13 protein-coding genes are annotated in these 14,555 nt (G+C 50.3%); 7 read left to right on the forward strand and 6 right to left on the reverse strand.

Translation table 11 applies throughout. The features are described from left to right. Positions 1–32: 32 nt before the first annotated feature. Positions 33–473 (reverse strand): hypothetical protein, encoded by a 441-nt coding sequence (locus R5268_RS15425; RefSeq protein ID WP_317419658.1) that lies wholly within the window; start codon positions 471–473, stop codon positions 33–35. Between the two features lie 439 nt (positions 474–912). Between R5268_RS15425 and R5268_RS15430 the strand changes: the two genes are divergently transcribed. The 6 genes from R5268_RS15430 to R5268_RS15455 all read left to right on the forward strand — a co-directional run bounded on the left by R5268_RS15430 (position 913) and on the right by R5268_RS15455 (position 8,542). Further along, on the forward strand, positions 913–1,692 hold the full coding sequence (locus R5268_RS15430) for a Slam-dependent surface lipoprotein (RefSeq protein ID WP_317419659.1): 780 nt from the start codon (positions 913–915) through the stop codon (positions 1,690–1,692). Between the two features lie 63 nt (positions 1,693–1,755). Beyond that, entirely contained in the window at positions 1,756–3,108 is a 1,353-nt protein-coding gene (locus R5268_RS15435; protein ID WP_317419660.1) for a surface lipoprotein assembly modifier, read from the forward strand. Between the two features lie 40 nt (positions 3,109–3,148). Then, positions 3,149–6,091 (forward strand): TonB-dependent receptor domain-containing protein, encoded by a 2,943-nt coding sequence (locus tag R5268_RS15440; RefSeq protein WP_317419661.1) that lies wholly within the window; start codon positions 3,149–3,151, stop codon positions 6,089–6,091. Positions 6,092–6,094: 3 nt separating this feature from the next. Further along, positions 6,095–6,892, forward strand: a complete 798-nt coding sequence (locus tag R5268_RS15445) for an energy transducer TonB (protein ID WP_317419662.1) — start codon at positions 6,095–6,097, stop codon at positions 6,890–6,892. Between the two features lie 112 nt (positions 6,893–7,004). Further along, positions 7,005–7,598, forward strand: a complete 594-nt coding sequence (locus R5268_RS15450) for a TetR/AcrR family transcriptional regulator (protein ID WP_230059861.1) — start codon at positions 7,005–7,007, stop codon at positions 7,596–7,598. Next, entirely contained in the window at positions 7,595–8,542 is a 948-nt protein-coding gene (locus R5268_RS15455) for a DMT family transporter (protein WP_317419663.1), read from the forward strand. Before R5268_RS15450 ends, R5268_RS15455 begins: the two co-directional genes overlap by 4 nt. Before the next feature lie 8 nt (positions 8,543–8,550). Here the strand turns inward: R5268_RS15455 and mnmE are convergent, their stop codons facing one another. From mnmE to rpmH, 5 genes are all read right to left on the reverse strand, one after another. Then, positions 8,551–9,915, reverse strand: coding sequence for a tRNA uridine-5-carboxymethylaminomethyl(34) synthesis GTPase MnmE (mnmE, locus tag R5268_RS15460; protein WP_024473709.1), 1,365 nt, complete (start codon positions 9,913–9,915; stop codon positions 8,551–8,553). Positions 9,916–10,036: 121 nt separating this feature from the next. Continuing rightward, complete coding sequence (gene yidC, locus R5268_RS15465) at positions 10,037–11,659, reverse strand: membrane protein insertase YidC (protein ID WP_046892837.1); 1,623 nt, start codon at positions 11,657–11,659, stop codon at positions 10,037–10,039. A gap of 2 nt (positions 11,660–11,661) precedes the next feature. Continuing rightward, entirely contained in the window at positions 11,662–11,919 is a 258-nt protein-coding gene (yidD, locus tag R5268_RS15470) for a membrane protein insertion efficiency factor YidD (protein WP_015422368.1), read from the reverse strand. Beyond that, positions 11,883–12,242: a ribonuclease P protein component gene (gene rnpA / locus R5268_RS15475; RefSeq protein WP_071592722.1), complete on the reverse strand. Its 360-nt coding sequence runs from the start codon at positions 12,240–12,242 to the stop codon at positions 11,883–11,885. Before rnpA ends, yidD begins: the two co-directional genes overlap by 37 nt. A gap of 18 nt (positions 12,243–12,260) precedes the next feature. After that, positions 12,261–12,401 carry a 50S ribosomal protein L34 gene (gene rpmH, locus R5268_RS15480; RefSeq protein WP_000831330.1) on the reverse strand — a complete coding sequence of 47 codons (141 nt, stop codon included), beginning with the start codon at positions 12,399–12,401 and terminating at the stop codon, positions 12,261–12,263. Positions 12,402–13,153: 752 nt separating this feature from the next. Here rpmH and dnaA point away from each other — a divergent pair. Beyond that, positions 13,154–14,554, forward strand: a complete 1,401-nt coding sequence (dnaA, locus tag R5268_RS15485; protein WP_317419664.1) for a chromosomal replication initiator protein DnaA — start codon at positions 13,154–13,156, stop codon at positions 14,552–14,554. The last annotated feature ends 1 nt before the right edge of the window (position 14,555 follow it).

The following is a 14,555-nucleotide window of genomic DNA, read 5'->3' on the forward strand; positions in this document are numbered from 1 at the left end:
AAATAATTAACGTTAGCTTTATAATTCCGCACTTAGTCCCGCCGGGAAAACCGAAATCCCTTCCCTGTCCGCTTTCCGTTTTTATCCAGAATTTCGTAATACTCTTCCGTCACCACCGACTGCCCTTTATCCCACTGCCCGCTATCTGACAGATTATCAGCCCGGTAAACATCCCCGACGACCCGGTACTGCCGCCCGTTGTAATGAATGCGCTTAGTCGCGCCGGAGGAAAACTGGCGGGTGACCTCTGTGTACTCCCCGTTACCGTCACGCCGTAACCCGATCAGACGCAGCCCCTGTGTTGCAGAGTCATTATTGACTGAGCCGGGCACCGGCATATCAGGTGTCAGAGTAATAACGTCATAACGCTCAGAAATATCGCTTCTTCCGGTTTGCGGCCATGCGGCCGTGGCCGGGTTGCCGGTCAGCATCAGCACCGTTAACAGCAAAAATGTCAGAGTGTGTTTCATCATCAGATTATCTGTTCAGCCTTCATATACCGGACAGTATGAAACATAAATACAAAATCAAATGCGATAACAGCCGTTAATTAAATGCATTATTATTGCTTTTGAAATTCAATCATTAATAAAATGAAAAAATAACATCAGAATTTAAATTTCCTTCATGAATTAATAACTGGATTTACCGTACAAAAAAACTCTGAATGCGCATCACATATTTTCATTCTTATATTTGAAATAAAACTGTCACAAAAAATAAAAAAGAGTGATTTTTTAGTTCGTTACTTAATTAGCAATCTAATCAAATTATTCCCATTGCAACGGATGATAATAATTCTCATTTACACAAAATTCATTCTCCTTTATCGTTTATTTGTTTTCCGGAAATACACCGGAAAATACCTTTTTATTCACCCGACCATTCATGAAATTATAAGGAGTTTAATTTATGAAGATGTTTAACCTGAAAACCCCGCTGGCGACACTGGTTACCCTGTGTGCCGCATTCTCCGCTGCACAGGCTCAGGCTGATGCGGGCTATGGAGCATCATCTGATGAAGGTTTAAGTAGCTATATATCTGTTGGTGTAACTGCACCATCTGAACGTCAGGGACATCCGTCACCCGGCGGAGAACCGGGAATCGGTTATTCCGGCATGCGTGACGGAATGAAAATCAGCTTCACCAGCTTACAGGGGCCAAACCGTGCAGTACCAAACGATAACGGAGTTTCTGTTATCACCTCTGTTCCGCAGTCACATCGCAATATGGGCTCTTTTAATTTTGCCAAAATAGCCGATGCCGATATTTATTACGGTGAATGGGTTTCCGGTACTGATTTCAGCGATGATTCTCATATGGCGTATTACGCAGGGAAAGATATCACCGCTGCTATGCCATCCGAAGGCACTGCACAGTACAGCATTAAAGGACTCAGCGGCTACAGCAGCGGTGAACAGATCAGCGGTACATTCAGCACGGATTTTGATGCTAATACCTTTACCGGCTCTCTCAGCTCAACCGGCCTCAGCTACAGCCTGAGCGGCACTGTCAGTGGTTCAGCCTTTGGTGGTAGCGCATCTGTCAGCACCACCGGTACCGATACCACAACCGTCAGCGGGATAACCAACGGGCATTTCTTTGGTGACAATGCACAGCAGGTTGCCGGTTATGCTGAGTTCAGCAGCGATAAAGCGAAGAATATCGCGTTCGGCGGAACCAAGTCCTGATTCATTATTGAAACATTTCACCAGGAACAGATTCTCTGTTCCTGGTGTTTACCGGATATAAATATGTCGTCGCAGATAAAGTTAATTTACGGATTTATTCTTTTTTTATTATTACTTGTTTTTTCATTACCAGCATCTGCAACTATACAAAAAAACAATCATTCAGAAGATAATAATACCGCACGTAATTTATACCTTTCACTAAAGAAAAATAACCTCAAAGCGATTTATCATTACTTATCCATTTATCAGCATGAACACCAGACTGATCCATTACTGATTATCTTCAGCCAGGCAAAACTGGCCTATTTAAACCAGCGCCCCGGGGTTGCTATCGTGTTATATAACACCATTCTGCAACAAAAACCCCATTTCTTTGCCGCACAACTGGAACTGGCCCGCAGCTACCGGGCCAATCGCCAGATCGGGAACGCCTTGCTTTTGTTCCGGGAACTGAGTCAGCGCCTGCCGGTGACCTCTCCCCACTATCCGGAAATTACCCGTACCATCACAGAACTCACCCGGGCACTCAGCTGGTCATTAATGATCAGTGCCGGCAGCCATTACACGGATAATTATTATCAGACCCCGCTGCCGACAGCACACTGCCTGCACTACAGTCCTGATGGTTCCTGTTACGCCAGCCTTATCCCGCAGATCCCCCATGCCGTCTTACAATGGCGCAGCGACTGGGATTTACGCAGGCTGACACCGCTGTCCGGCTCTCATTTTCTGACGCAGCACTACCGGGTGTCCACCCGGTATGATGCCGCGAATCAGGTAGCCAATACCGTAACACTGACCGCTAAAACGGGTTATCACTATCAGGATCGCCATACTTTATGGCAACTGACCCCGCTGCTGGAGCAGTATTTTTCCGCCGGACGTCGTTTTTCCTCCGCTTACGGCTTACAAACGTATCTGAATCAGCAACTCAGCCCGGAGTGGTCTCTGGGCGGACTGGCGGCACTGCGACAGCACCGTTATCAGCCTTATCTGCATTCACATAACGGCACTGAATACCAGTTGATGCCGCAGATATCCTGGCACCCGCATCCGGCAGCCACACTGTATTTACAGACAGAAACCACCGTTCATAAAAAAAATGATCCCTATAAACATTACCGGACGGCTGCCCTGCATACCGGCCTGACCTACCTGTGGCACCCGTTTGTGTCCCAGTCTGTTCATGCCGTTTACACCCGTAAACGTTATCACCACACACATCCGTTACACCGCCAGGCCAGGGAGGATTTCACCCGACAATACAGCACAACACTCGCGCTCTACCCGCCGTCATTCGCGCAGATTTCGCCTCAGCTTTCACTGATCCACACCCGTAACCGCAGTTCTGTACCGTGGCTTTATAGCTACCGGCAGACTGAAATCATGCTGCGTTTTGAACGGCTGTTTTAACCCTTTCTGATTATTTATTTTTTATCATCCGGGAATCGTTATGTCTTCGCATTCACCATTATCTGGTCATCCATATAAAACAATCACACTGCTTCTGCCCGTGTTATTTATCCCGCTGCCGGGACTGGCAACAGAGGAAAAAAATCAGCAACTGGGCGACATTACGCTCCGTAATGAACAGGCCGCTGCTGACAGCGCCAAAGATAAAATCTATGACAAAAATGTCTCCACCCTGATCCTCACCAAAGAAGAAATAGAGCGCTATAAAGGCGCCTCTGCTGCAGATATTCTTAAAGGCGCCAACGGGGTATTCAGCGGTGATGCCCGCAACGGTAATGCGCTGGATGTCAATATCCGCGGAATACAGGGGCCGGGCCGGGTACCGGTCACCATCGACGGCACCGAACAGGCCGTGACGGTGTACCGGGGTTATAACGGTGCCAATAACCGTAATTACCTCGACCCGATGCTGATCAGTGAAATTGAGATTGAAAAAGGCCCGTCCCTTAATCCGCTCCTGAAAACATCGGTAGGCGGCGGTGTTGCCATGAAAACACTCACCATCAATGACGTGGTGAAAAACGGTGACCAGTTTGGTGCTGCACTGATGCTGGAAAACAGCAGTAACACCACCAAAGCCCGGATACCAAATCTGGGGATCGGGGAAGATTACCGCCTTGTGGATAATATGCAGTTCGATTGGCTTATTATTGACGACCCCGGCACCCATTTAACCCCGGAAAATCGTGATAATGCCCCCGCACTGAATAACAGTGATTACGCCTGGCGTCTGGCAGTGGGTACCCGTCAGGAAAATATGGATCTGTTACTGGCTTATGCCTACCGCGACCGGGGAAACTATTTTACCGGTAAACGCCACAGCGAAAACTATAATGATGAAATGTCTGACAGCGATATCGGTATTTTGCAAATGTCGAATATGACTTACGACCCGTATATGCCGTTTGTGTCCCGTATTTACCGTAAAGGCAATGAAGTTCCCAATACATCAGCAAAAACGGAATCCTGGCTGATAAAAAATACCTGGTATCTGAATGATGACCACGCGCTGCAACTCAGCTGGCGCGATACCCGCTCGGATTTCGGCGATATTATGCCTTCCCGGCTGGGCTGGATCCGCGCTGAGGATAATATCATTCCGCAGTGGCCGCTGGCTGACCTGCATGCACAGGCCGGTTATCTTCACCTGAAATCCCGACCGGCGCATCTTGCCTATATTGATGCAGATATCCGCCTGTGGACCACCCTGACCACCAGTAATACCAACTCCGGCGGCGGCTGGCCGCGCTACCCTAAAAATATGGACTACGGCTATAAACAGGGGGATATCAGCACCATCAACCCGGCAATCGACGGCACACTGATTAACACCGCTGCCCTGAATGTACAGAATCAGCGCTACGGGCTGGATTTCAGCAATAAGTTTGCTTTTACCCCGGAACTGTCAGTAACCCTGGCCGCTAATATGCAGTTTGAGCATCTGGACAGTAATACCAGCTTGGAAAACTATAAACTCTTTATGTTCGCTGTTCCCGCCCGTAAAGGCCGCCGCTTTGAATATCAGCAGTCCGTCAGCCTGGACTGGCAGCCGGTCTCCTGGTTGTCACTCAGTGCCGGCGGCAGACAAACCGTATACTGGAGTGTCGATGATCTTTCCAATGAGTGCGCCGCCCGTAAAGACCCTTACTGTAAACAAGACTATGAAGTTACCGGTTATTACCTGAATTATTACAGGAATATGACCGAAGCAGAATCACAGATTTATAAAAAGCGGCAACAGGGCCTGTGGCTCGAACTGACTCCGGAAGAAAGAAAAATAGTATCGCAAAAAAAATTTTATTCTGTATATCCCCAATGGCGTCGTGATTATCTTGATAACCGAAAAGACCGGCCAATGGTACATGAACGGGCATTCTGGCCGGTGGATACCAGTGACGGACGCCTGAAACAGAAAGACCGGCCGGATATCGATACCGCATTGCGGGGTATTGATCCCTATACCGGGCAGGAAACTTATCTCTATGAATATGGCCCTCATCCTATTCAGCATGGTGACAGAGAAGAACAACCCGTCACCCATACCTGGAAAGAAAAGCCCCGCCGCCAGGCCAGCGCCTGGACACCGATGCTGTCTGCCTCGGTTCATCTGACCGATGATCTGCGTCTGTATGGCCGCTATGCGGAAACCGTACGTATGCCGAGCCTGTTTGAGGATACTGTCGGGTTCTCCGGTTCCTCTGTTCCGCATATCGGTTACCGTTATAAACCGGAACGCGCGGTAACCCGGGAATACGGTGTTGTTTTTAACGGAAAATCACTGCTCCGTGCCGACCGTCATGCGGATATCCGGCTGAATTACTTCCATACGGATATCCTCAATGTGTTTGATCGTGATAACTATTTCCGTTTTTCACAGATGGATAAACAGATCCTGAAAGGGATTGAAATCCAGGCCCGCTATGATCATGGCTGGATCTTCAGTGATCTGGGTGTGACCTATAACCTCGCCAATAAAGTCTGTGATGAAACATCCCATGCCTTTATGGATCCGACAGGTCTGAAAGGTATCCCGTCATGCATTGACGGGGGTTATCCGGGCGGGTTCCTGCGTACCCAAATTCAGCCGCATTATTCTGTAACCTTTAACCTCGGCGGGCGTTTATTGCAGGAATCATTAGAAATCGGCAGCCGCTGGCTCTACCACAGTGCGGTGGAAAACAGCCAGGAGAAACGCCTGATGACGATTATCCCGGAACGATACATCAATTTTAATAATTACCCGATGCGCTGGAATTCGGTACTGACCGTGGATGCTTATGCCAAATATAAAATCACCCCGGACATTGCTCTGGAGTTGACGGCCACCAACCTGACCAATGAATATTATCTCGACCCGCTTACCCGTTCGATGATGCCGGCACCGGGCCGGGCCGTAAAATTCAATATCTCCGCGAGGTTCTGATTTATGTACGGCGTAACAACATTACCTCATCCGCCGTTCGTGTTTGACCGGAAAAAATGCGGTGCATGGCGGCAGACGACATCGTCTGCTGCAATCGGTATTTGTTTCTCCGTCGCCGGGCTGCTCATCATGGGCAGCCCCCGGGTGACCTCCCCGCAACTGCATCAGCTTGATAACCGGGGACAAACCCCGGTGGCTTCCGTTGTCATTCAGATGAATGCAGCACCGGCATATCAGGAAACAGAACCGGAAGCGGAAAAATTACCGCCCCCGCAGGAATCACCGTCACAGGCAGAACTGGCAACCGCCCGCCGGAAAGTGCCTGTGAAAACAGCAAAGCCGCCGTCAGAAAGACCGGCAGTAAAAGCCGTGAACAAAAAAGCGGAGAAATCAGAACCTGTTACCACAACAACTACAGCAGATACCGGAGAGGATAAAACAACACTTCAGCAATCCGGCGGACAGGCAGTATCCCCGACAAATTCTGCCACCGCAGGAGCCGATAACCGGAAAGCACAGGAGGATTACTTTAATCTGCTGCGGCAAAAAATTGAGGAGCAAAAACATTACCCCCGCCGGGCCCGCAGTGCCGGACAACGGGGGATCAGCACCATCTCATTTTCACTCGACGATAACGGCAAACCTTTTGCACCGGCGGTTACCCGCTCTTCCGGTTATGAGTTACTGGATAACGCCGCAATGGATGCCGTCATCAGGGTTGCTGCTATTGGTGATCCTCCCCCGGGTGCCAAGCGGAGGGTGACATTTTCATTACGTTTTCAGCTGAACCAGGGTTTTTAGTGACAACGGTGTTTAACAGCTGAATATATTTACGGCAATGATTATTTCTTGTGCACATAAAGTTAATAGGTATACTGGTCTACCTACTTATTGATCACAAGAGATTTTCCGGATGAAGGATACCGACACAACACAGACCCGGCTCAGTGCCAGAGATCGTTTACTGGAAGCCGCAGGCATCTTGTTTTACAACGAGGGCATTGCGGCAACCGGTATTGATACGATCACCAAAAAGGCCGGTGTCGCCAAAAAAAGTCTGTATAACAATTTCAGCTCCAAAGCTGAGTTGGTGACCACTTACATCCGGCTGCGGCATGAGGAATGGCTGGCGTTATATGACACCCGCCTGCAACAGGCAACAACTCCGGAAGAGCGGATCCTCGCGGTATTTGATGCTTATCACGACCATGCTGAGTTTGCCTATGAACGGGGATTTCGGGGATGTGGCCTGCTGAACGCAGCCGCTGAGTTTCCGGCCGGTAGTGAGGAACGCCGCGAAGTGTGTGCTCACAAATCTGAAGTGGCTGATATTATCCGGAAAAATCTTTATCAGCTGCTGCCGGATGACACCGCGAAAGCAGAACAGCTGACAACACACCTGACATTCCTGCTGGAAGGTGCAATTGTGCTTGCCGGGCTGGAAGAGCACGGTGAGCGGGTATTACAGGCTGCTGCTATGGCAAAAACCATGCTGGAGGCACTGTGATTCAGACACCCAAAGGTCACTTTGCCGGTATTGCCGCCATTATCCTGGCTTCCTTCTTATGGGGAACCACCGGGGTTTCTGCCACCTTCGCACCGGATGTCAGTGCTATTGCTATCGGTGCTGCCGCCATGGGTTTCGGCGGGTTACTCCAGGCTGCGATTGCCATCACACCTATCCGCCGCAGCCTCGGCACTTTCCGGCAGCAGTGGCATTTGTTGTTATTGGGTGCCATTGCTGTTGCCGTATATCCGCTCGCCTTTTATGGCTCAATGCGACTGGCCGGGGTAACTATCGGCACCGTGGTATCTATCGGTACGGCACCGGTTTTATCGGCAATCATTGAAATTATCATGGACGGTGCCCGCATGACACTGCGCTGGCTGAGCGGCGCCGTACTCGGCCTGACAGGTATTGCGCTTCTTTCCCTTTCCGGCGGTACGGAACAGATTACCGCCGCAGACACATCCGCCACTCTGACCGGTGTAATACTGGGACTACTCGCCGCCTTTACTTATGCGCTTTATTCCTGGGCCGCACGCCGCCTGATGCAGCGCAACATTCCGTCACGGGCAGCAATGGGCGGTATTTTCGGGATCGGGGGATTACTGCTGATGCCGGTGTTGGCACTTTACGGCGCGCCATTCCTGGATTCGTGGCAGAATGCCGCGGTCGGCATTTACATGGCTTGTGTGCCGATGTTTATGGGTTATGTCTGTTTCGGCTATGCGCTGGCACGTATTCCCGCCAGCACCGCCACCACAATTACACTACTGGAACCGGTTATCGCCGCGGCACTCGCCGCTCTGATTGTCGGCGAACAACTCACTGCCGCGGGTTGGGCCGGAGTCGCACTGATTTTCACCTGTCTGGTCTGTATTACACTGCCTGCACGGCGTAAGGCACAGGCGGTGAATGTGGCAATCGTTAAACCGGATCAGTGTTAGTTTTCAACTCACTTCCCGATACAAAAACTCGAGAAAATACGCCCCAGCAGATCGTCGGAGGTGAATTCCCCGGTGATTTCACTCAGTGCCTGCTGGGCGAGGCGCAGTTCTTCTGCCAGTAATTCGCCGGAGCGGGCAACCACTAACTGCTCGTGGCCGGAGATCAGATGCTCTGCGGCGGTGTTCAGTGCCTGTAAATGACGGCGGCGGGCGAGGAATCCGCCTTCGGTGTTGCCTTCAAATCCCATGGTGGTTTTCAGGTGATCGCGCAGCAAATCAATACCGTGACCTTCACGGGCAGAGAGTTTAATCAGCGTATCGCCGTTCCGCTCTGTGATGCCGGTGGTTTCCCCGGTGATATCCGTTTTATTGCGGATAATGGTGACCGGAATACCGGCCGGTAAGCGGGACATAAATTCCGGCCAGATTTGCTCAGGCGTCTGTTCATCGACCGTAGTGCCGTCCACCATAAACAGGACACGGTCCGCCTGCGCAATTTCCTGCCAGGCACGTTCGATACCTATCCGCTCCACTTCATCCCCGGCTTCGCGCAGACCGGCAGTATCGATAATATGCAGCGGCATACCATCGATATGAATATGTTCACGCAGCACATCACGGGTGGTCCCGGCAATATCAGTCACAATCGCGGCTTCGCGTCCGGCCAGGGCATTCAGCAGACTGGATTTTCCGGCATTCGGCCGGCCGGCAATCACCACTTTCATCCCTTCACGCAGCAGACTGCCCTGACGTGCCTGAGAGCGCACCCGCTCCAGATCAGCAATCACAGTATCAAGTTTAGCTTCAATCACGCCGTCAGAAAGAAAATCAATTTCTTCATCCGGGAAGTCGATTGCGGCTTCCACATAGATCCGCAGATTAGTGAGAGCTTCCACCATCTGATGCACTTCACCGGAGAAAGCGCCCTGTAATGAATTCATAGCAGAACGGGCGGCCTGTTCCGAACTGGCATCAATCAGGTCGGCAATGGCTTCCGCCTGCGCCAGATCCAGCTTGTCATTCAGGAATGCACGCTCGGAAAACTCACCGGGATTGGCGATACGGATATTATCGATAAGAAGAATACGTTTTAACAATAAATCGAGGATAACCGGCCCGCCGTGCCCCTGGAGTTCCAGCACATCCTCACCGGTAAAGGAATTCGGGCCGGGGAAGAAAATCGCGATCCCCTGATCCAGCACTTTGCCGGTTTCATCACGGAAAGGCAGATAATCGGCATAACGCGCTTTCGGGAGTTTCCCCAGTACAATCTGAGCCACCTGTGCCGCCTGCGGGCCGGACACACGCAGAATACCGACTCCGCCGCGTCCCGGCGGGGTTGCCTGTGCCACAATGGTATCGGTGCTCTGAATTTCAGCGTTATTCATGGCCATCTCTCTCTTTCTCACCGTGTGATAAACAATAAAGGCGGTCAATATGACCGCCTTTAAATAATACTATAAGACCGGCAGAGATTCCCCGCCGGTCACGGGCTTATTTTTTGTCGCGGCTGTGAAGACCGCGTTTTTCCAGACCGCGATAGATAATCTGCTGCTGGAGGATAGTCACCAGGTTACTGACGATATAGTACAGAACCAGACCTGACGGGAACCACAGGAAGAAGACTGTGAAGATCACCGGCATGAAGGTGAAAATCTTCTGCTGTAACGGGTCTGTGACCGCTGTCGGAGACAGTTTCTGGATCACAAACATCGTTGCACCCATCAGAATCGGCAGGATGTAGTACGGATCCTGTGCGGATAAGTCATGGATCCAGCCGATAAACGGTGCGTGACGCAGTTCCACCGAGCCCATCAGCATGTAATACAGCGCCAGGAAGATAGGCATCTGGATAATCAGCGGTAAGCAGCCACCCAGCGGGTTCACTTTCTCTTCTTTGTACAGCGCCATCATTTCCTGACTCATGCGCTGTTTATCATCACCGATACGCTCACGCATTGCTTTCAGCTTCGGCTGAAGCATACGCATTTTCGCCATAGAGGTGTATTGCGCACGGGTCAGCGGATACATGATACCGCGGACAATAAAGGTGATAACGATGATGGAGAAGCCCCAGTTACCGATGAAGCTGTGGATAAACTTCAGTAACTTGAACAGCGGCTGGGAAATAAACCATAACCAACCGTAATCCACGGTTAAGTCCAGGTGTGGTGCCACGGCTTCCATTTCGTTCTGCAGTTCCGGGCCGACCCACAGTGTTGCGTTATATTTCGCTTCGCTGTTTGCCCCGATACGGATTGCATCACTCTTATAACCGATGAATGCATCGCCGGTTTTAGCGCTGTACAGCGTATAGAAGTTATTGGTGGTCCCTTTCTCAGGAACCCACGCTGTCGCAAAATACTGCTGTAACATCGCCACCCAGCCAACATTGGTGTTGATGTTCAGTGGTTTATCTTCGATATCACTGAAGCTGTATTTTTTGTAGTTGGTTTCTTCGGATGAGTACGCCGCACCACGGTAGGTATGCAGCGCAAAGTTGCTGCTGCCGTTGTTAAGACGTTCCGGTAAATTCACAGACTGTTTTAACTGACCGAAAAACGCCATTTCCAGCGGAGCTGAGGTGTCGTTTTTGATGGTGTAATCAACACTGATGGCATAATCTTTGCGCTTCAGGGTGTAGGTTTTCACATACGTGACACCATCCTGAACGAAAGTCAGAGGAACTCGCAGTTCATCCTGGCCTTCCGGCAGCACAAAAGTATCGCTTTCAGTGGTATACAGCGGGCGTTCTTTGTAATTATTCGGGTTATCCGGACCATTCGCACCGGTTAAACCACTGATTGCCTGGTAAGCAAATTCAGGTGTTGTTTCCAGTAAACGGAACGGATCTGCGGATTTTAAGGTTGCCGGGTAAGCCAAAAGGTCAGCTTCATCAATATCACCGCCGCGCAGATTGATGTTCAGTGACAGCACATCTGTTTTGACCGTAATATATTTGTTCTGCCCGCTGCTTTCACCACTTGGCGTTGTCGTCTGCTGCGTTGCCTGAACAGCCGCGTTAAGTGCTTGTGTCTTATCACTTTCCCACGTCTGCCATGCAAAGAAGGATACGAGTAGCAAAGCGATGAATAGAAGATTACGTTGCGAATCCATCGTTAATGTTCTCTGTTATCATCATTTTTAGGTGGGACAGGATCATCACCACCTTCGTGTAAAGGGTGGCATTTTAATACGCGTTTCACCGTTAACCAACCGCCTTTTATCATACCAAACCTGCGCAATGCCTCAATTCCGTATTGCGAACAGGTTGGTGTGAAGCGGCAACGTGGTCCCAGCAGCGGACTTATCACCAGCTGGTAACCTCTGATTAACAGGATCAGGAAGCGTGCGCCAAGCGACTGTGACGACGCCATAACTTACCCAATGCTTCCGTAATCTCGCGATTACTCAACTCCGATACCCCTTTTCTTACCAGAAGCACGAAATCCATATCGGGCAACTCATGTTGGTGCAGACGAAAGTATTCACGCGCTAACCGTTTGATGCGGTTGCGCTCATGAGCCCGTTTCACGTTTTTTTTAGCGACGGTAAGACCAATGCGGGGATGTTCCAGCTCATTACGGCGTCCCAGAAGTGTTATTTCAGGAGTACTTGCCCGTTGTGGTTGCCGGAAGACAAAGTTGAAATGCTCGGGAGTTAACAAACGTAACTCCCTCGGAAAAGCGAGCTTAACCACGTCAGATGGTTAGCTTTATTACTTAGAAACGGTCAGACGAGCGCGGCCTTTAGCACGACGGCGAGCCAGAACCTGACGACCATTTTTAGTGGCCATACGAGCGCGGAAACCATGGGAACGGTTACGCTTCAGTACGGACGGTTGAAAAGTGCGTTTCATAGCGGTTTCTACCTAAACTTTAAATTATTACTGATTCAGTAAACGCATCGGCAAACAGTAAATTCAGCGTCGGATTCACATCTTTCTGCTGAAAGGGCCATCACGGAAAGTGGCTGACCTCTGCGCCTTATCGCAACATCAATATGGAAAGATGCGAGATTGTAATAAAATCCGGGCCTGTCCGTCAATCAAAGATGGCGCGATAACACAGATTTCTGCACATAATTGCATTTACCCATAACCTGCCTGTACACATTACTGCATCAAGACACAGATAACACGCACAGGGTGCAAGATTATACGGACTCCCCGGCAAAGCGCAAGGATCGATCAGCGATCTGTGAATATTCGATCAATACCCCGATCCGGACCACTGATTTTCTGCCTGAGGATAATTCACCAAAACTTATCCCCAAACGGGATCTTCCCGCTGTATTCTCCCGCCGGGATTCGTTATACTCCGGCCTGAATCCCGCTCCGGACGGGCTGACAGCCCCTGTGGATAAAAACCCGGAAAACTGTGTAAAAGGATGAGGATCTTGTCCCGCTTTTGCGATATGATCCGTCGTCACGATCATTTTCACCCGTGCGGTGATCGCCGGTGCAGGGAATGATCGTCCATAACACAGCCTCATTTTTGTACACTGAAGTGTCCGTTGAAACATGCAGAGGACAATACGTCTGTATGTGCTGTGTCTGCGTGAAAAATCTTATTCTGTTTCTTTGACTGGTCTTGTTTAGGGGAGTTCACCGTGTCTCTTTCGCTTTGGCAGCAATGTCTTGCCCGTTTGCAGGATGAATTACCTGCCACAGAATTCAGTATGTGGATACGCCCCCTTCAGGCTGAGCTGAGTGATGACACTCTGGCGCTCTATGCCCCTAACCGGTTTGTGCTCGACTGGGTACGGGAGAAGTACATTAATAACATTAATGCGCTCCTGTCTGATTTCTGCGGTAACGATATCCCGCAACTGCGTTTTGAGGTCGGTAATAAACCGGTCAGCGCGATCAGCAGCACACCGGAAAGAAGTATTCCCCCGTCACGGACGATGAAACAGCCGCCTTCGCGGGAAAAAGCACCCGCACTGCGCCCGAGCTGGCATGATAACAGCGCGGAGCCGAATGTGGCTTACCGTTCCAACGTTAACCCGAAGCACACCTTTGACAGCTTTGTGGAAGGTAAATCGAACCAGCTGGCGCGCGCAGCCGCCCGTCAGGTGGCAGATAACCCGGGTGGCGCATATAACCCGCTGTTTTTATACGGCGGAACCGGTCTGGGTAAAACCCACTTATTACATGCCGTCGGCAACAGCATTATGGAAAATAAAGCCAACGCCAAAGTGGTCTATATGCACTCAGAACGTTTTGTGCAGGATATGGTCAAAGCCTTACAGAACAATGCGATTGAAGAGTTCAAACGCTACTACCGTTCTGTCGATGCCTTACTGATTGATGATATTCAGTTCTTTGCTAACAAAGAGCGTTCTCAGGAAGAATTTTTTCATACCTTCAATGCCTTACTCGAAGGTAATCAGCAGATAATCCTGACCTCCGACCGCTACCCGAAAGAAATTAACGGGGTGGAAGATCGCCTGAAGTCGCGGTTCGGCTGGGGATTAACCGTTGCTATTGAACCGCCGGAACTGGAAACGCGGGTCGCGATCCTGATGAAAAAAGCTGATGAAAACAACATCCGCCTGCCGGATGAAGTAGCTTTCTTTATTGCGAAACGTCTGCGCTCCAACGTCCGTGAACTGGAAGGTGCACTGAACCGGGTCATTGCCAACGCCAACTTTACCGGGCGGGCGATTACCATCGATTTTGTGCGTGAAGCGCTGCGCGATCTGCTGGCACTCCAGGAGAAACTGGTCACTATCGATAATATTCAGAAAACTGTTGCTGAGTATTATAAAATTAAAGTGGCTGATCTGCTCTCCAAACGCCGTTCGCGCTCTGTCGCCCGGCCGCGCCAGATGGCGATGGCTCTGGCAAAAGAGCTGACAAACCATAGTTTGCCAGAAATCGGGGATGCTTTTGGCGGCCGTGACCATACGACCGTTCTGCACGCCTGCCGTAAAATCGAGCAGCTGCGTGAGGAAAGCCACGACATCAAAGAAGATTTTTCTAACTTAATCCGGACATTATCATCATAGC

It is taken from the genome of Morganella sp. BCCO 40_0007, from assembly GCF_032989665.1.
In the GTDB taxonomy this organism is placed as follows: domain Bacteria; phylum Pseudomonadota; class Gammaproteobacteria; order Enterobacterales; family Enterobacteriaceae; genus Morganella; species Morganella sibonii.